Origin of the sequence: Anaerobutyricum hallii DSM 3353, from assembly GCF_000173975.1 — a bacterium.
In the GTDB taxonomy this organism is placed as follows: Bacteria; Bacillota; Clostridia; order Lachnospirales; family Lachnospiraceae; genus Anaerobutyricum; species Anaerobutyricum hallii.
Window position 1 is genome coordinate 27,744 of the sequence record NZ_ACEP01000054.1, and the last position, 18,114, is coordinate 45,857.

Annotated in this window: 13 protein-coding genes, 1 tRNA gene and 2 riboswitches; of the genes, 11 read left to right on the forward strand and 3 right to left on the reverse strand. The window is 41.1% G+C overall.

Translation table 11 applies throughout. From position 1 onward, the window contains the following. From EUBHAL_RS04775 to EUBHAL_RS04800, 6 genes are all read left to right on the forward strand, one after another. Positions 1–672 (forward strand): response regulator transcription factor, encoded by a 672-nt coding sequence (locus tag EUBHAL_RS04775; RefSeq protein ID WP_005345601.1) that lies wholly within the window; start codon positions 1–3, stop codon positions 670–672. Between the two features lie 11 nt (positions 673–683). Next, a complete protein-coding gene (locus EUBHAL_RS04780) occupies positions 684–1,997 on the forward strand; it encodes a sensor histidine kinase (protein ID WP_005345602.1) in 1,314 nt (437 codons plus the stop codon). 467 nt (positions 1,998–2,464) lie between these two features. Then, on the forward strand, positions 2,465–3,349 hold the full coding sequence (gene pdxS / locus EUBHAL_RS04785; protein ID WP_005345616.1) for a pyridoxal 5'-phosphate synthase lyase subunit PdxS: 885 nt from the start codon (positions 2,465–2,467) through the stop codon (positions 3,347–3,349). Between the two features lies 1 nt (position 3,350). Then, on the forward strand, positions 3,351–3,926 hold the full coding sequence (pdxT, locus tag EUBHAL_RS04790) for a pyridoxal 5'-phosphate synthase glutaminase subunit PdxT (RefSeq protein ID WP_005345617.1): 576 nt from the start codon (positions 3,351–3,353) through the stop codon (positions 3,924–3,926). Between the two features lie 57 nt (positions 3,927–3,983). Further along, positions 3,984–4,159: riboswitch (cobalamin riboswitch) on the forward strand. Between the two features lie 386 nt (positions 4,160–4,545). Continuing rightward, the gene (locus tag EUBHAL_RS04795; protein WP_005345620.1) at positions 4,546–5,634 is read left to right on the forward strand and encodes a M14 family metallopeptidase; all 1,089 of its coding nucleotides are present in this window, start codon (positions 4,546–4,548) and stop codon (positions 5,632–5,634) included. Beyond that, on the forward strand, positions 5,631–6,980 hold the full coding sequence (locus EUBHAL_RS04800) for an MATE family efflux transporter (protein ID WP_005345622.1): 1,350 nt from the start codon (positions 5,631–5,633) through the stop codon (positions 6,978–6,980). Before EUBHAL_RS04795 ends, EUBHAL_RS04800 begins: the two co-directional genes overlap by 4 nt. 208 nt (positions 6,981–7,188) lie before the next feature. Here EUBHAL_RS04800 and EUBHAL_RS04805 read toward each other — a convergent pair whose 3' ends face one another. From EUBHAL_RS04805 to EUBHAL_RS04815, 3 genes are all read right to left on the reverse strand, one after another. Next, positions 7,189–8,520 carry a threonine/serine exporter family protein gene (locus EUBHAL_RS04805; RefSeq protein WP_044922035.1) on the reverse strand — a complete coding sequence of 444 codons (1,332 nt, stop codon included), beginning with the start codon at positions 8,518–8,520 and terminating at the stop codon, positions 7,189–7,191. Between the two features lie 80 nt (positions 8,521–8,600). Next, positions 8,601–9,404: a DUF4866 domain-containing protein gene (locus EUBHAL_RS04810; RefSeq protein ID WP_005345627.1), complete on the reverse strand. Its 804-nt coding sequence runs from the start codon at positions 9,402–9,404 to the stop codon at positions 8,601–8,603. A 137-nt stretch (positions 9,405–9,541) separates the two neighbouring features. After that, a complete protein-coding gene (locus tag EUBHAL_RS04815; RefSeq protein WP_005345630.1) occupies positions 9,542–10,621 on the reverse strand; it encodes an oxidoreductase in 1,080 nt (359 codons plus the stop codon). Between the two features lie 261 nt (positions 10,622–10,882). Next, a riboswitch (FMN riboswitch) is annotated at positions 10,883–11,104 on the forward strand. Between the two features lie 469 nt (positions 11,105–11,573). On the opposite strand from EUBHAL_RS04815, the gene EUBHAL_RS04820 reads away from it, so the two are divergent. The 5 genes from EUBHAL_RS04820 (at position 11,574) to EUBHAL_RS04840 (ending at position 18,004) form a co-directional block, all read left to right on the forward strand. Beyond that, the gene (locus EUBHAL_RS04820; protein ID WP_242648742.1) at positions 11,574–13,112 is read left to right on the forward strand and encodes an FGGY-family carbohydrate kinase; all 1,539 of its coding nucleotides are present in this window, start codon (positions 11,574–11,576) and stop codon (positions 13,110–13,112) included. A gap of 223 nt (positions 13,113–13,335) precedes the next feature. Further along, positions 13,336–13,425, forward strand: a tRNA-Ser gene (locus EUBHAL_RS04825). A gap of 76 nt (positions 13,426–13,501) precedes the next feature. Then, on the forward strand, positions 13,502–16,216 hold the full coding sequence (locus EUBHAL_RS04830) for a translation factor GTPase family protein (RefSeq protein ID WP_005345641.1): 2,715 nt from the start codon (positions 13,502–13,504) through the stop codon (positions 16,214–16,216). Between the two features lie 144 nt (positions 16,217–16,360). Further along, positions 16,361–17,074: an ABC transporter ATP-binding protein gene (locus EUBHAL_RS04835; RefSeq protein ID WP_005345643.1), complete on the forward strand. Its 714-nt coding sequence runs from the start codon at positions 16,361–16,363 to the stop codon at positions 17,072–17,074. A gap of 12 nt (positions 17,075–17,086) precedes the next feature. Continuing rightward, complete coding sequence (locus tag EUBHAL_RS04840; RefSeq protein WP_005345646.1) at positions 17,087–18,004, forward strand: SufB/SufD family protein; 918 nt, start codon at positions 17,087–17,089, stop codon at positions 18,002–18,004. The last annotated feature ends 110 nt before the right edge of the window (positions 18,005–18,114 follow it).

Below are 18,114 nucleotides of genomic sequence, written 5' to 3' on the forward strand. Positions count from 1 at the left end.
ATGGCAAATATTTATATAGTGGAGGACGACACAAATATTCAGGAGATTGAGGCAATCGCATTAAAGAACAGCGGGCATAGCGTAGAACAGTTTGACGATGCGGCACATTTCTACAAAAAGTTAGAAGAAAAACTGCCAGACCTTGCGATTCTTGACCTCATGCTTCCAGATGAAGATGGTTATGAAATTGTGAAGAAGCTTCGCCAGAATCCTGCCACAAAGAAGCTGCCGGTTATCATGGTAACTGCAAAAACTTCCGAGATTGACATGGTAAGGGGACTCGATATCGGAGCGGACGATTATATTAAGAAACCATTTTCCATTATCGAATTTATTACAAGAGTAAAAGCGATTCTGCGCCGTACTTTAGAGCAGCCGGACGATAAATATATGACAATCGGAGACATTTTCTTAGATAATGAGCGTCATGTCGTTTATGTTGATAATAAGGGAATTGAGCTGACTTACAAGGAATACGAACTTTTAAAACTTCTTATGCACAACGCTGGAATTGTTCTTACCAGAGAAAAAATCATGGAGCGTGTGTGGGATACTGAATTTGAAGGCGAATCCCGAACCGTTGATATGCATATCAAGACACTCCGTAAGAAGCTGGGAGACAGCAGCAGACATATTAAGACGGTGCGAAATGTTGGGTATGTTATGGAATAGGGGACTTTTTTATGAGAAGAAAGATTAATGTGCAATTAATCAGTATCTCGATTATTGCGATTATTTCTACGATGCTGGTCATGCTATTTGTATTTTATGATTTATTTCAAACACAGGTACAGGATGATCTTAGCGCCAATGCTATTGTATTAAAAAATACAGGAATTTTTCATTCAGGGAACGAAAAGGCAATACATATGGATTACCGGGAACTGCGTGTGACGTGGATTTCATCAGATGGAACGGTTCTTTATGATAACGATGCCGATGTCGGAACTATGGATAACCATATGAGTCGTCCAGAAGTAAAGAATGCATTTAAAAGAGGAGATGGAAGTGCTGTTCGTCAATCTGCAACAATGGGAACGAATACATTTTATTATGCCATAAAATTAAATGATGGCTCTGTCCTCCGAGTTGCCAGAGAAGCAAGCAATATATGGACAGTTGGAGGAAAAATTTTTCCGATTATAGCGGCGACGATACTTGTGATGATGATTCTGTGCATTATACTGGCACACTTTATGACAAAGAATCTGGTAAAGCCGATCGAGCAGATGGCAGTGGATATTAATGATTTTTCCATTACACCGGCATATAAAGAACTTGCTCCATTTGCAGCAACTATTCGAGCGCAGCATGCGGACATTTTAAAAAGTGCGAGAATGCGCCAGGACTTTACCGCCAATGTTTCGCATGAACTAAAAACACCGCTTACCGCCATATCCGGCTATGCCGAACTTATGGAAAATGGAATGGTACCGCCAGAAGAAATCGGCAGCTTTGCACAGAAAATAGAGAAAAATGCCCGACGCCTGCTTTCTCTCATTAATGATATCATCCGTCTTTCGGAGCTTGATAGTTCCAATACACAGCTTCTTGTAGAGAAATTTGATCTTTTCGAAGAAGCACAGATTTGCGTAGAAAATATGCAAATCTATGCCGAGAAAAACGATGTTACCATAACTTATGAGGGAGGCCATCAGGAAATCACCGCAAATCGCGAGATGATTAACGAACTGATCAATAATCTTTGTGCCAATGCCATTCGTTACAATAAAAAGAACGGAAGCGTAAAGGTCAGAGTGGACAGCTCACAAGGCCACCCATATATCAGTGTGGCAGATACCGGAATCGGAATTTCCAAAGAACACCAGAAGCGAGTGTTCGAGCGCTTCTACCGAGTAGACAAAAGCCGTTCCAAACAGACTGGGGGAACAGGATTGGGTCTTGCTATCGTAAAGCATATCGTTGCGCTGCACGATGCACAGCTAAACTTAGAGAGCGAAGTTGGCAAGGGAACAACGATTACTGTGACCTTCTAAACTGACCATAGTAAACTACTAGGAAAACTCAGAAAAACAAAATATTAATACCAAACTGACCATATTGACTATATCTAAATTGGATATTTCAATATGGTCATTTTTGCTGTACTATACGGACAGATGCAAAATTTAACACAGCAAAATTTAACACAGTTAATACAGACGCTAATTTATGAAAAGGAATCAAAAGCTAATTTTATTCCGTTACGCTGGACATTCCGTTTTGCCCAATAAAACAAAATTCTTCTCGATAAGTCCCTCGAAGAATTTATGGTCAAAACTCCATAGCGTAAAGTTATAAAATTAGCTTTTGATTCCTTTTCATAAATTAGCTGTGCGTAGCAGCCAGAAGGGATTGAAATTTTTAGTTTTGTTAAAATTTGCTGTATTTAGCAGCCGGAAATAAAGTATAAAATTTCCGTCTGTTTCCTCTACTATACCTTCAAGCTGAAAGGAGTTTTATCATGAATAATAATGCAGAAAAACAGTATGAATTAAACAAGGAACTTGCCCAGATGTTAAAAGGCGGCGTAATCATGGACGTTACGACTCCGGAGCAGGCAAAGATTGCTGAAGAAGCTGGAGCTTGTGCCGTTATGGCATTAGAGAGAATCCCAGCTGACATTCGTGCAGCCGGTGGTGTTTCCAGAATGAGCGACCCTAAGATGATTCGTGGAATACAGGAAGCGGTTTCTATTCCGGTTATGGCAAAATGCCGTATCGGTCATTTCGCAGAAGCACAGATTCTTGAGGCAATTGAGATTGACTACATCGATGAGAGTGAAGTACTTTCCCCAGCAGACGATGTATATCATATTGATAAAAAACAGTTCAAAGTTCCATTTGTATGTGGAGCAAAAGATTTAGGTGAGGCTCTTAGAAGAATCAACGAAGGTGCTTCTATGATTCGTACAAAAGGGGAACCAGGAACAGGTGATGTTGTACAGGCTGTACGTCATATGCGTATGATGAATCGTGAAATCGCACGTATCACATCTATGAGACAGGATGAGCTTTTTGAAGTAGCAAAAGAATTAAGAGTTCCTTATGAACTGGTATTAAAAGTACACGATACAGGAAGACTTCCAGTTGTTAACTTTGCAGCCGGCGGTGTTGCAACTCCTGCCGATGCAGCCTTAATGATGCAGCTTGGTGCAGAAGGTGTATTCGTTGGTTCTGGTATCTTTAAGTCCGGTAATCCAAAGAAGAGAGCTGATGCTATTGTAAAGGCAGTTACAAACTACAAAGACGCAAAGATGCTCGCAGAACTTTCCTCAGACTTAGGAGAGGCTATGGTTGGTATCAACGAGAGCGAGATTCAGTTATTAATGGCAGAGAGAGGAAAATAAAATGAAGATTGCGGTACTTGCGGTCCAGGGGGCCTTTATAGAACATGAAAAAGCATTACAGAGACTTGGAGCAGAGACAGTAGAGCTTAGAAAGGCTGAAGATTTAGAGCAGGATTTTGATGGCCTTGTTCTGCCGGGCGGCGAAAGTACCGTACAGAGCAGACTTTTAAAAGAACTCTCCATGTTCGAACCTTTAAAGGAAAAAATAGAAGAAGGACTTCCAGTTTTAGCGACCTGTGCGGGATTAATCTTACTGGCACAGAATGTCTCTAATGATGAGAAACGTGGTTTTGCGACCTTACCTGTTACTGTAAAGAGAAATGCTTACGGAAGACAGCTTGGAAGTTTCTATTACGAAGGCGGGATTAAAGGAATCGGAACATATCCGATGGAATTTATTCGTGCTCCATATATTGAATCTGTCGGGGATGATGTGGAAATACTTGCTGAAGTAGAGGAAAAAATTGTAGGTGTTGCCTACAAAAATCAGCTGGCATTCTCCTTTCATCCGGAATTGACTGGAAATGATAAGATTCATGAGAAATTTCTTGAACTAATCAAAGTAAGTAATGACTAACTTTTGCACTAAAATACGCTTGTCAGCGAAAAAAGCCTATGCTACAATAGATGAGGAATTGAATAACAGTGTATAAGTTCTGAAAGGATGAAAAGAGAATCCGGTTAGAGTCCGGAGCGAATCCGTCACTGTAAGGGGAGTCTGTACAATTATCCACTGAGGCGATATTGTTTTGGGAAGGGTGTACCGACAGAGAACTAAGCCAGGAGAACTGCTTATATACTTAGTCAACTCATCTTACGGAATTTTAAGAGAGCTGTACATAGAATAAAGAGAATTTTTATACATACTTTGGCTGGCTGGTGGTAAGATTAGTATATCAGATGTGAGATGACTTCCACATCTGCAGGTGGCGAGCAACAAATCAGTATCAGTGGAGGAGTCAATCCCCCATCTGATATAGCCTCTAGCAAGAATGCCGGGGCATTCTTGAAAAATTCAGGTAGTATAGTGAATTAGTACATCAGATTTAGAGTACGATAGATGAAAAGACTTATAGCAATATAGGTCTTTTTTTCGTATAGTTTATAACTTGTATTATTTTAGAAGATTAAGTGGGAATCCTCAGTAATTCAATTGCTGAGGAATTCATAATATTATTTTTAGAAGGAGAGTATGCATGGGATTTCAGTTAGGCAATCTTTATGTGGAAAAAGGACAAAAAACATGTGGATTTTTGAAGCTGCCTTTTACAGAGGATGAGCTTCCGGTAACATTAATCTATGGAAGGGAAGAAGGACCGACCGTCTTAGTAGATGGCGGTATCCATAATGCAGAATATGTAGGAATTGAGTGCGTCACAGGTCTTGCAAAGCAGCTTCAGCCAGAGGATATCAAGGGAATTCTTATCATGATACATATCGTAAACGTGAATGGATTTCAGGCAAGAACCGTCAGTGTCTCGGCAGAAGACGGCAAGAATTTAAACCGTGTTTTTCCAGGAAATGAAAATGGCACTTATACCGATAAGCTTGCTTACTTTATGGAAAAAGAGATTTTTTCTAAGGTAGATTATTATATTGATGTTCATAATGGGGACTGGTTTGAAGATCTGACTCCGTTTATTTACTGTGTGGGAAATGCACCAGCAGAAACGGTAGCAGAGGCAGAGCGTATGGCACAGGCGGCAGATATGCCATTTTATGTGAAGTCTCAGAGTGGTAAAGGCGGGGCTTACAATTATGCCGGCTCTCTCGGAATTCCATCTGTATTAATCGAGCGAGGCTGTAATGGTATGTGGTCAGAAGAGGAAGTAGCAGCGTCACAAAAAGATGTAAAGAATATTTTGCGTCGTATCGATGTATTAAAAACGAAACCAACCTTATCGGAGATGCAGATGCGTGTGCCAAGACATATGCACCATGCACATTATATTGATTCAGAAAAGGCAGGCTGCTGGTTCCCGAAAAAGAAAGCGGGACAGGTTGCCAGGGCAGGAGAACTTCTTGGAGAATTAAAGGATTACTTTGGCAATGTCATTGAAGAAATTCGTTTAAAAGAAGATGCGATTATCCTGTATCAGACAATTTCATACTCTGTTCCGGAAAATTCACCGCTTATTGCCTATGGCCATTACGATACCTGTATTGATGATCTCGGTGATATGAATCATGAACATACCCATGAGGAACTGCATAAGCATCATAAAGAACATTACGATGACCATGCCGGAATTCATTCCCGTGAGATGTGGGAGGACATGATTTGAGAAATTTAAAAAAGAATACACATACTTTGACAGAAGGAAGTATTTGGAAGGGCATCCTGTTATTTGCCCTTCCTCTTTTAGGTTCCAGTCTTATTCAGCAGCTTTACAGTACGGTTGACCTTATTTTTGTCGGACAGCTTCTTGGAACAAAAGCCTCTGCAGCAATCGGGGCAAGTGGACTGATCGTTACCTGCCTGATTGGATTCTTCAATGGAATGGCAGTCGGAACCAATGTATTTGCAGCCAGACATTACGGAGCAAAACGTTTTAACGAACTGAAAAAGTTAATCCAGACAATTTTCTGGACAGGAATCATCGGCGGTTTATTATTGATGGTGATTGGATTGATATTTTCTCCAATCTTTTTAACATGGATGGGAACGCCGAAAAGTATTTTTCCGCTGGCGGTACGTTATCTGCGAATCTATATGGTGAGCATGATATCCATAGTCAGCTACAACCTGTTAAGCGGAGTATTGAGAGCGTTAGGTGACTCGAGAACACCGTTACTGTATCAGTTCTTTGGTGGAATCATCAATGTATTTGCTGACTTTATCTTTTTAGCAGTGTTCCATATGGGCGTGGAAGGAACTGCACTGGCAACCCTTTTTTCCCAGACAGTTGCGGCAATCGGAATTATGCTACATTTATATCGGTTAAAAGAACCATATGCCCTGCGTTTCAGTATAAAAGAATGTAGTCTGCGTGAGTTTACGGATATATTAAAAGTCGGTGTACCCGCTGGTGTACAGTCGATTATCATTACCTTATCAAACATTATCATCCAGTCACAGATTAATACACTTGGCGTTACAGCGGTTGCATCTTTTACAGTCTACTTCCGTGTGGAACTCATCGTATATCTGCCGATTATCGCACTCGGTCAGGCTGTCGTATCCTTTGTCGGGCAAAATTACGGAGCCGGAAACTGGAACCGAATTAAAAAAGGAAATAAATTCAGCATCCTTGGCGGTTCTTTTGCAACATTTATTGCCTGTATACTGCTTATTATCGCAATGCCAGTTATCCTAAAAGCATTTACAAAAGATACTGCCGTAGCAGCACAGACATTAGAAATCATAAAAGTAACCTTTCCATTCTACTTTTTCTATACCGTACTGGAATGTTTCAGCAGTAATTTAAGAGGATTTGGAAAGGCGTTCTTACCGATGGTCGTAACAGTCGTAAGTTTCTGTGGATTCCGCATTGCTGCGCTGTTTGTACTTATGGCACAGAATCCTTCCTCGGATAAAGTGGCGCTTTCCTATCCGATATCTTGGGGAATTGCGGCAATAGCAATGGCAGTGCTGTATGTGAGGAATAGGAGCGGAGAGAAAACTCTGTAGTTTAATAAAGATAGATGAAACAGAGGAAAGCATAGTATCGTAGATGTAAAGAAGGAGCGGCAAGAAGTCATCTATAAAAAGAGCCTCCTTATAACGCTTGATTTTGTGACTTTGTGTTTTTTACAACTGAGCAAAATCAAGCGTTATAAGGAGGCTCTTTTGCTAATAGCGTAACTTTGCTGCTCCGCTATTATATCTGTGTTTTCTATTAAGTACAATACCGAAATGTTTTATCTGTAAGGATTCTTGCAAAAATCAACCCAAGTGGTAAAGCAAGAATGATTAAAAGGGCAGAGGCAAACCAAGTGGCGGAGGTGGCGAGGGACATAATTCCCAAGTTGTAGAATCCGCGGTAGAGGTAGAGGCCTGGAACCATAATAACGATGGAAGGGACGGTTACGGAAATTCTTGGGTAGCCGACTCTGTCTTTCATGAGGGAGGCAAGGATTCCTGCGGTTAAGGCTCCGATAAAAGCTGCGGCAGCAGGGGGAGCATTTACAAGGTCAACGAGTTCTAATCGAAGTGTATTTGCGATAGCGCCAATACTTGCGGCGGCGACTGCCAGTGGGATTGGGCTGTTAAACATGATGGAGAATCCGAATACACCGCAGAAACTTGCCAGAAACCGGAAAATAATCCAACCAGCTAAAGGCAGAGAAATCTTTATAAAATCAACAGGCTGTAAATGTAAAATTAATGCCATAATCCATGCAGACATTGTTGCGACTAAAATGATGATTAATGCATAACCGAGCCGTTCGATACCGGAACGCATATCAAGTTTTGCAAGGTCAATGCCGCTTGTGATAAATGGAAATCCTGGAATGATGAACAGCATCGCGCAGATATATCCTGCTTCATGTTTGACGGAAAGTCCCAGAAAGATTTCGCCCAATTTTAAAAGTCCGGCATAGGAAAGGCAGGCGAGGGAAACGGATAAGACAATTCCCAGAAACAAGGTATAATGGTGCTTGGTAAGTTTACATCTTAAAAAGTTTCCGAGACCAGCTCCGACAAAAGCACAAAACATTTCAATCGGTCCGCCGCCAAGCAAAAAGGTAAATCCTCCGCAGGCAAGAGCGGCAGCGATACCAAGGGCAATCGGTGAATAAAGTCCATGAATCTCTTCAATATTATCAAGAAGATTATGTAACTGCTCACCGGACATATCTTTTCCTTCTGTTTCAAAATCCTGAATAAAATGCTCCAGACGATTCAGTTTTGAAGTGTTTACACCAGTATTGGTCAGACAGAGTGACTGCGTAAAGCCGTCCTGACCATCAAAACAGGTATATTCAATAGACATCAGACCGATATCTGCGGTACAGGTCACGCCCATCACTTCAGCGAGAGTATTCATAGAACTGCGCACACGCCACGCACCAGTTCCGCAGGATAAAAGCATAATGCCAGCACGGCCGATAATTGAGGCTTTTTCCGTAAGGCTTGCTTGTACAATAGGGAGATTTTGCCCCTCTTTATCGGTATATTCATGCCAGAGCACATCCATATGATTTTTTCTTATCATAGTTTCACTCATTTTAACATTCCTTCTTACTAGTTTATAGAAACAGCTATTGTTTAATTTTTCCTGTATTTTTATAGAAATAGCTGATATTCTCACAGTTCCAGACTTTCCATTCCAGCCTTTTTCATCATTTTTTCACGGCAGGCTAAAACAAGCCCATCGATTTCGCTTAAATGATGAAGCATTTTCTTTTCAAATTCCCGAATAGGGAGAAGAATACCAATCTCGTCAAAGGTCTGTTCCTTTTTTAATCCGGTTTCCTGACCATAATAAACGATGGCATGAGGTGCTTCTTTTTGAATATTATGGAACGTATCCCACACAACCGCATAAGCCTGTGCTTCGGTAAGACCTATCTTTTTCGTATCGGGAAGTGCATAAAGAATCATAATGCCACGCCGTTTATTTTCTCTTTTTTCCGTAATTTCCATATCAGTGTCATTAACATAAGAACGGACAATGTCATAACCATCTGCGAGATATAATTTTGAACGGGGAGCACAAATATGATTTTTATACGTTTCCTTAAACTTGCTATACTCTCTGCCAGAAACTATTTTTTGTGCTTCTGGAAGAAGTTCACCTTCTGGATTTGTTAAAAGTACAGGGTTCTTCCCTGCTTTTCCGTGAAATCGTTTCGGAATAAGATACGCCTCTCTTAAAAGGTCAAACATACTCTTTCCACAAAGCTTTAATAAAAGAGCACTGATATCCCCATTTTGATAGGCATAAAATAAGACTTTAGAAAAATGTTTTGGATTATCCGCTTCTAATAAATGATTATCGTCCATTACATCATAGAAAATATCCATTAATTTTTTGCAGGAATCAGGGGAAGCAAGAATCTGTGAAAAGATGGCTTCAACTTCTTCCTCTCTTGGTAAAACGCTGTTCATAAATACACCGGCTTTCTATACTTATTCTTGGCTTAAGTATAGGAAGCTGGTGGATTAACATCAAATGTTTTATTTACATAATAGATATGTGGATGGTGTATCTTGCTAAAATGAAATATTTTTGTATTGGTGGAGAATTATTTTTTTCCGCACAGGCAGGTGATTACGTCTGTGCAGTTAAAGCAGCGATTGCAGGAGATACAGGCTGCTTTTTCGTTTGAGGTTCTCCATTTGTTTGGCAGATCGGCTTCTCTTACTAATGGTCTGCCAAGAGAAATGGCGGTAAGAGAGGTTGATGATAGTATATGCTCTATGAAATCTGGGGAGCGGTAGCAGCCAACGCTGGATACTGGGATTTCCAGAGTATCAGATACGAGGAGGGCACTTTCTAAAAATTTGCCCTCTCGGTCGCCGTTTCTTAAAACAGGAGAGCAGGAAGCGCCGCTGTTGTCAGCACTGATTCCAGAAGAAACTTCAATGAAATCAATTCCTTTCTTTTCTAGTTCTTTACATACCCACAACATTTCTTCTGGTGTACTGGAATCAGAGACAAGATCACTGAAAGAAAGTTTTAAGGCAATTGGATAATCTACACCGACGGCATTACGAACGGAATCGTAAATCTCAAATAGCAGGCGGGAACGGTTCTCGATCGGGCCACCATATTCATCCGCTCTTTTATTAAAATGTGGAGAAAGAAAGGTTGTTAATAAAAAGCCGTGTGCGGCGTGAATCTGCACACCGTCACATCCGGCTAATTTACATTTGCGGGCAGCCACACCAAAATCATGAACAACTTTTGCTAATTCGTCTTTGGTAGCCGCATGATAAATAATGCCATCAGCCACTTTAATAGGTGATGAGGCAAAACGGTCGTAGCCATTCTTCCAGTCTGTGCGCGGGCCGGCATGCTGAAGCTGTACAAAAATACGGCTGCTATACCGATGGACTTTTGACACAATACTTCTCATATCCTCGAGATAGCCATCATATTCCGTATGTATCATTCCTGGGCCGTTACCGGCAGTCGAAGAAATCGCTTCCATACCAGTGATAATCAGCCCGCATCCTCCACGGGCAGCATCTTCATAAATCTGCCTGTGCTGGTCTGTGATCCTTCCCTGATTCGCGCAGTATTCAAACATTGCACTCTTCACAATACGGTTCGAAATCACAATATTTCCTATACGATATGGTGTATGCATTAATTTACTCATAAAAGTTCCTCCTCCAAAACAATTGCCAGAGTATTTTCAAATGCACTCCAGCCAGAGTAATTCTTTATAAATATCCGCAATAAACAAATATTTTTAATGTTATAGTTGATTTATAAAACTACAAAAACACTATCCTAATATATAGTTTAGCATTTTATCAGTCATCATCTATGGAGAAAAAAATACAAAATCTGGTATAAAAAATATGCACAATAATCTTGAATACATATCCATAATGCGTTATAATAAAAAATGTAAATACAGAATCTTCGGGGATGGGTGTAATTCCCTACCGGCGGTGATTGTTACTGACTATTTAGCAGGCGGGTGAGTTATAGAACTAGAGCAATTTTCAAATATGCTCTAGGTTATAGAAACTGCTTACATAGCTATAGATAAATCAGAGCATAAGCCCGCGAGCCATTGGCATGATTCGGTGCGAATCCGAAGCCGACAGTACAGTCTGGATGAGAGAAGAATGAGAAGAAAGCGGTTTTTGCAGACGTATTGTTAGGTATAGATTTCTGGATGCCAGGCAGTATTTGATGTAACAGACAGCCTCAATAAAAGCGTAACTTCGTCCCGATATCTTATTATCGGGGCTTTTTTATTTGTAAGAGCGATTCCCGTTCTTAGTAAAATGAAGAACCCTCTGGGAAATTTCATTTAAGTTAACTAAGCAGGCTTTTAATCAACTTCCCTATTCACACTTCATAATTTGGAGATAATGTATTTTGGATAGATAGAGTGTATTTGCAAATATTTTTACGAACACATTCTATTATTCTGAATTTTTTAGAAGACAGGAGAAATTATTATATCAGATGTGAGATGACTCCACCTCTGTAGGTGGCGAGCAACAAATCAGTATCAGTGGGAGAGTTAATCCCCATCTGATATAATGATTTCTCCGTCTCCTATCACTTTTACCAAAAGAATGGAGGAAAACAAAATGAATTATTATCTTGGATTTGATGCAGGCACACAGAGCGTAAAGGTCGCAGTCTATGATGAGGATATGAATTGCATCGTATCATCTTCCGCACCGACAACATTAACCTATCCAGAACCAGGCTGGGTAAGCATGGACGTTGACGAATATCTCGCCCTCACCATCAAAGGGATGAAAGAATGTGCATCCCAGATGAAAGAAAAAGGGCTTGATGTCACAAAGATTAAGTCCATCATGGGCGATGGTGTCATTTGTGGAATCTGCGGTGTAGATAAAGATGGTAATGCGATTACACCATACATTAACTATCTGGACTCCCGTACAAAGGAAGATGTAGAACTCGTAAATAGCTGGGAGTTGGAGATTTTCGGAAAAGAGACAGGTAACCCGGAGGCAAACTGTATGTTTCCTGCAATGTTTGCCCGCTGGTTCCTGAAAAATATAGAAGGCTTTAAAGAAAATGGTGCGAAGTTTATCCACGATGCTCCATATGTATTAGCACATCTTGCCGGACTTTCTGCAAAAGATATGTTTGTTGACTGGGGAACTATGTCCGGGTGGGGGCTTGGATATAAAGTAGAAGAAAAATGCTGGTCAAAAGAACAGCTTGACATTCTCGGTATCCCAGAAGAAATGATGCCTCGTATCGTAAAACCGTGGGATATTATCGGACATTTAACAGAAGAAATTGCACAGGAAACCGGACTCCCGGCAGGAATCCCAATCTGTGGCGGAGCAGGAGACACGATGCAGTCCATGATTGGAAGCGGCAATATGGAACCAGGACAGGCAGTAGACGTAGCGGGAACCTGTTCTATGTTCTGTGTATCCACAAAAGGAATCATCCCAGAACTAAGCAAAAAAGGAGCCGGACTTGTATTTAACAGTGGGTCCCTTCCAGACACTTACTTCTACTGGGGATATATCCGTACCGGCGGACTTGCCCTGCGCTGGTTTAAAGATAATATCTGTAAAAAAGCAGAAGACGGCAGCTACTATCAGGTATTAGAAAAAGATGCCAGGAAAGTTCCGGCAGGCTCTAATGGTGTACTTTTCCTCCCGTATTTAACAGGTGGAATCAACGATATTCCAGATGCCGTAGGCTGTTTCTTAAACATGACAATGGATACCGATCAGGCAACCTTATGGCACGCTGTATTAGAAGCCATCGGTTATGATTACATGGAAATTACAGACTTATACCGCTCCGCAGGCATTGACTTAAGCCGGATCACCATCACGGAAGGCGGAAGCCGTGATAATATGTGGAATCAGATGAAAGCCGATATGTTAGACAGCCGCACAGTAACACTGGAGAATGCAGCAGGAGCGGTTATGACAAACTGTATGTTTGGGGCATATGCCGTTGGCGATGTGGATAATATTGCAGAGGCATTAACTGGGAATATTCATTTGAAGAATGAATTTGAACCGAATGAGGAGAATGTGACATTTTATCGCGGACAGTATGAGAAGAAAACACATCTGGTGAAGGATACAATGAAAGAGGCATTTAGCATCTTGGCAGAATTAAGATAAAGTAACAATCAGCCGCACCTAAAGAGAGAAGCTCCCTATATCTGTGACTCTATCACTGTGGGTTGGATGCGAGCGCATAAGCGAGCATTCAACCTGCCGCTATGAAAGAAACAAATAGGAAGCAGGGGCTTCTTTAGTTTCGTCTGTCATCCGATTGAATTATTTTTCCACCATCCGCCCTTGATAAATAGCAAAACTTTTGATATAATAATCGCTGACCTTTGGAGATGTACCCAAGTGGCTGAAGGGTCCGCACTCGAAATGCGGTAGGTCGGCTATAACCGGCGCGAGGGTTCAAATCCCTCCATCTCCGTTAAGATATTAGAGCATTCTTCGAACATGCTCTGCAAATATGAATTACAAGAGCGGCAAGGCTTTAAAGATAAGTCATGTCGCTTTTCTTCTTATTGAAACGAGGTGAAATAGTGGAAAATATCGTAATGGGAATTCTGGCACATGTAGATGCAGGAAAGACAACTTTATCGGAAGGAATGCTCTATCTGTCAGGAACGGTGCGTAAGCTTGGACGCGTAGATCACAAGGATGCATTTCTTGACACTTATTCTTTAGAGCGAGACAGAGGAATCACCATCTTTTCGAAGCAGGCAGTTTTTTCATTGGGAAATAGACGAATCAATCTTTTAGATACGCCGGGACATGTTGATTTTTCTGCCGAGATGGAGAGAACACTACAGGTACTTGATTATGCGGTACTTGTTATCAGTGGAGCAGATGGTGTACAGGGACATACGGAAACGCTGTGGAAGCTTTTAAAACTTTATGAGATTCCTACATTTATTTTTATCAATAAGATGGATCAGCCAGGAACAGACAGGGAAAGTCTGCTTACGGAATTAAAGGAACGTCTGGACGAAGGATGTATTGTTTTCGGTAAGGGAAAAAATGTAGAATCCCTAGAAGAAATAGCAATGACAGATGAAGTAGTGCTTGATTATTTTATGGAGCATGAAACCGTAAGAAATGAGGACATTTGCCGTCTTATAAGGGAACGCAAGATTTTTCCATGCTATTTTGGCTCCGCATTAAAGCTTGACGGCGTACAGGAATTACTTGCAGGATTTGAAGAGTACATGAAGCCATTTGATGGGAAAAAAGGATTTGGTGCGCGGGTATTTAAGATTTCGAGGGATGATAAAGGAGAGCGTCTGACATTTTTAAAGGTGACAGGCGGTAAGCTTGTTGTAAAAATGCCGATAAATAAAGAGGAAAAAATCAATCAGATTCGTATTTACTCTGGTGCAAAATATGAGGCAGTAAATGAAGTCGAAGCGGGAGGGGTCTGTGCGGTGACGGGGCTTTCTTCTTCCTATATCGGTCAGGGGCTTGGTGTGGAAAAAGGAACAGCAGCTCCATTTTTAGAGCCGGTTCTCACTTATCAGATGATTCTGCCGGAGGGAGCGGATACGACAAAGGTTCTTAGGGAGTTGAAGCAATTAGAGGAAGAAGAACCGCTGCTCAATATTGTCTGGAATCCGGCACTGGAAGAAATTCATGTGCAGCTTATGGGAGAGGTGCAGACGGAAATTTTGAAAACAATGATTGCCGAACGTTTTCATCTTGATGTGGAATTTGGCACAGGTAAAATTGTATACAAAGAAACGATTAAAAGTCCGGTTGTGGGAGTGGGACATTATGAGCCACTTCGTCATTATGCGGAAGTACATCTTAAAATGGAGCCGTTAGAGGCAGGAAGTGGTCTTGTTTTTGATACGGATTGCAGCGAGGATGTATTGGATAGAAACTGGCAGAGACTAATTCTCACCCATTTGCAGGAAAGAGAGCATCCGGGTGTTCTTACGGGGGCTCCGATTACAGATATGAAGATAACGATTGTGGCAGGAAGAGCGCATTTGAAGCATACAGAGGGCGGAGATTTTAGACAGGCAACATACCGGGCAGTTCGTCAAGGATTAAAATCAGCGGAAAGTGTGCTGTTAGAGCCGTGGTATTCGTTTGTGTTAGAAGTTCCATCGGAACAGGTCGGCAGGGCAATGTCTGATATCGGGCAGATGAACGGAAGTTTTGAAGGACCGGAAGCAGAAGATAAACAGGGCATGGTACGTCTTACCGGAACAGCTCCGGCATCAGAAATGCGGGATTACCAGCGGGAAGTCTGGGCATATACGAAAGGCCGTGGACGAATTACCCTCACATTAAAAGGTTATGAGCCTTGCCATAATGCGGAAGAAGTTATCGAAGAAATTGGATATGACAGTGAGAGAGATGTGGATAATCCTACCGGTTCTGTATTTTGCGCACATGGTGCGGGTTTCCTTGTCAAATGGGATGAAGTTCCGGAATATATGCATATCAAGGAGGACTTTTTGGCAGAAAAACCGGGTATAGAACAAGATGAGGTGATGGCAGTACAGATGGGGAATCATTGTAATTATTCTGGCGGTTATTCCTCCAGCTACGATGATGACCCAGAACTTCTCACCATAATGGAACGAGAATTTGGCTCAAAGCAAAAAGAAAGAGACCGCTATAGCAGTTACCGCAAACAGACTGTTTCAACACCAGTCCGCCACACAACTGTAATAAAAGAAAACGAACCGAAAAAGGAATATTTACTAGTAGACGGGTACAATATTATTTTTGCATGGGAAGAATTGAACGAGCTGGCAAAGGCAAGTATAGATGCAGCGAGAAATAAACTGATGGACATTTTAAGTAATTATCAGGGCTTTATTGGCTGTACATTAATCCTTGTTTTTGATGCGTATAAGGTCAAAGGCAATCAGGGAGAAGTGCAGAAGTATCACAATATTTATGTCGTGTATACCAAAGAGGCGGAGACTGCAGACCAGTATATTGAAAAGACGACTCACGAAATCGGCCGAAAGTATAAGGTGACGGTAGCGACTTCCGATGCCTTAGAGCAGGTCATTGTTATGGGACAGGGAGCTTATCGAATCTCTGCGAGAGATTTCTATGAGGAAGTAGAGCGGACAGAAAAACAGATTCGGGAAATCAACGAGAGGGAACGAGGAGAAAAAAGAAATTATCTTTTAGATTATGCCAAGGAAGAAGATGCCAGAGAGATGGAGAAAGTCCGACTTGGAAAGACAACAGAGAAATAGTTGAAAAACGAGCATAATTCCTACCGAAATGGTATAGTATGTGCAAAAAAACAATAGAAAAAGCCCTCATATTTGTTGACTTTTTAAAGTCCCTATGATATATATGGGATTTAGGCGTTACATAAGAATTTAGAGGAGGATACTATGCTCGAATTACAAAATATCAGCTATTTAGTTGATGACGATAATAAAGAAATTTTAAGAGATATTAATCTTGCATTTGATGAGAAGTTTGTTGCGATTACCGGACCGAATGGAAGTGGAAAGTCCACCCTGGCTAAGATTATTGCTGGAATTTTAAAGCCAACCTCCGGTAAGATTTTATTAGATGGAGAAGATATTACAGATTTAAGCATTACAGAGAGAGCAAATAAAGGTATCAGTTATGCCTTTCAGCAGCCTGTAAAGTTTAAGGGATTAAAGGTAAAGGATTTAATGAGCGTTGCTTCAGGAAAGACCTTAGATATTAAGGGAATCTGCGATATTCTTTCAGAAGTAGGCTTATGTGCGAGAGACTACATTAACAGAGAATTAAATGGCAGTCTTTCCGGTGGAGAGCTTAAGCGTATTGAGATTGCGATGATTAAGGCGAGAGCGACAAAGCTTTCTGTATTTGACGAGCCAGAGGCAGGAATTGACCTGTGGAGTTTTAACAGTCTGATTCATGTATTTGAGGACCTTCATGAAAAGACAGACGGTACGATTCTGATTATTTCCCATCAGGAGAGAATCCTTGAGATTGCAGACAGAATCATTGTAATTAATGATGGACTTGTGGAAAAGAGTGGAAAGGGAGAAGATGTTATTCCTGAACTCCTTTATAAATCAAGTATGTGCCAGAAGTTAAGCAGAGATTAGGGAGGAAAAATCATGGATTTAATACAGAAAGAATTGTTAGAAGAGATTGCCGGACTTCATGAAGTGCCAGCAGGTGCCTATAATATTCGTGCGAATGGAAAGGCAGCCGCAAGAAATACAACTGCTAATATTGATATTGTTTCTAAAGAAGATAAGCCGGGAATTGATATTATCATCAAACCGGGAACAAAAAAAGAAAGTGTGCACATTCCCGTTGTAATCAGTCAGACTGGATTAAATGACCTTGTTTATAATGATTTTCATATTGGTGAGGATTGTGATGTAACAATCGTAGCAGGCTGCGGTATTCATAACAGCGGTGACGGGCTTTCTCAGCATGACGGTATTCATGAATTTTTTGTTGGAAAGAATTCAAAAATCCGTTACATTGAGAAGCATTACGGACAGGGTGACGGCAAGGGCGGAAAGGTAATGAATCCTAAAACCATTATCCATCTTGATGAAAATGCTTATTTTTACATGGATACGGTACAGATTAAAGGTATTGACAGTACCATGCGTGAGACAGATGCTGACTTAAAGGCTGGGGCAAAGCTTGAAATCTCCGAGAAACTTATGACACATGGCGAACAGACAGCGCAGACACAGTTTTCCGTTGATTTAAATGGAGAGGGAAGTAGTGCGAACGTTGTATCCCGTTCTGTTGCCCGCGATGATTCTGCACAGTTATTCCGCGCAAAAATCGCAGGAAATAATGCCTGTGCCGGTCATAGTGAGTGTGATGCGATTATTATGGATAATGCAAAAGTCCGTGCAATTCCGGAGTTAGAGGCAAATGACCTTGATGCAGAGCTGATTCATGAAGCAGCTATCGGAAAGATTGCAGGCGAGCAGCTTATCAAGCTTATGACACTTGGTCTTAGTGAAGAAGAAGCGGAGGAAATGATTATTTCCGGATTCCTGAAATAGGGAAAATTTTATTTTCAGGTTCTTAAAATCGTGTTATAATATGTTCCGCAACTATTTTGCAGGACAAATGTAGTTTGCAAGTTATAGAGGAATCGTTTAGAATATAAAGA

What these genes read in the sequence shown, in the direction of transcription:
- EUBHAL_RS04820 (WP_242648742.1), top strand. Translation starts at nt 11,574, where the DNA reads ATGAATTATTATCTTGGATTTGATGCAGGCACACAGAGCGTAAAGGTC.
- pdxT (WP_005345617.1), top strand. Translation starts at nt 3,351, where the DNA reads ATGAAGATTGCGGTACTTGCGGTCCAGGGGGCCTTTATAGAACATGAA.
- EUBHAL_RS04805 (WP_044922035.1), bottom strand. Translation starts at nt 8,520, where the DNA reads ATGAGTGAAACTATGATAAGAAAAAATCATATGGATGTGCTCTGGCAT.
- EUBHAL_RS04775 (WP_005345601.1), top strand. Translation starts at nt 1, where the DNA reads ATGGCAAATATTTATATAGTGGAGGACGACACAAATATTCAGGAGATT.
- pdxS (WP_005345616.1), top strand. Translation starts at nt 2,465, where the DNA reads ATGAATAATAATGCAGAAAAACAGTATGAATTAAACAAGGAACTTGCC.
- EUBHAL_RS04815 (WP_005345630.1), bottom strand. Translation starts at nt 10,621, where the DNA reads ATGAGTAAATTAATGCATACACCATATCGTATAGGAAATATTGTGATT.
- EUBHAL_RS04780 (WP_005345602.1), top strand. Translation starts at nt 684, where the DNA reads ATGAGAAGAAAGATTAATGTGCAATTAATCAGTATCTCGATTATTGCG.
- EUBHAL_RS04835 (WP_005345643.1), top strand. Translation starts at nt 16,361, where the DNA reads ATGCTCGAATTACAAAATATCAGCTATTTAGTTGATGACGATAATAAA.
- EUBHAL_RS04840 (WP_005345646.1), top strand. Translation starts at nt 17,087, where the DNA reads ATGGATTTAATACAGAAAGAATTGTTAGAAGAGATTGCCGGACTTCAT.
- EUBHAL_RS04830 (WP_005345641.1), top strand. Translation starts at nt 13,502, where the DNA reads ATGTCGCTTTTCTTCTTATTGAAACGAGGTGAAATAGTGGAAAATATC.
- EUBHAL_RS04810 (WP_005345627.1), bottom strand. Translation starts at nt 9,404, where the DNA reads ATGAACAGCGTTTTACCAAGAGAGGAAGAAGTTGAAGCCATCTTTTCA.
- EUBHAL_RS04795 (WP_005345620.1), top strand. Translation starts at nt 4,546, where the DNA reads ATGGGATTTCAGTTAGGCAATCTTTATGTGGAAAAAGGACAAAAAACA.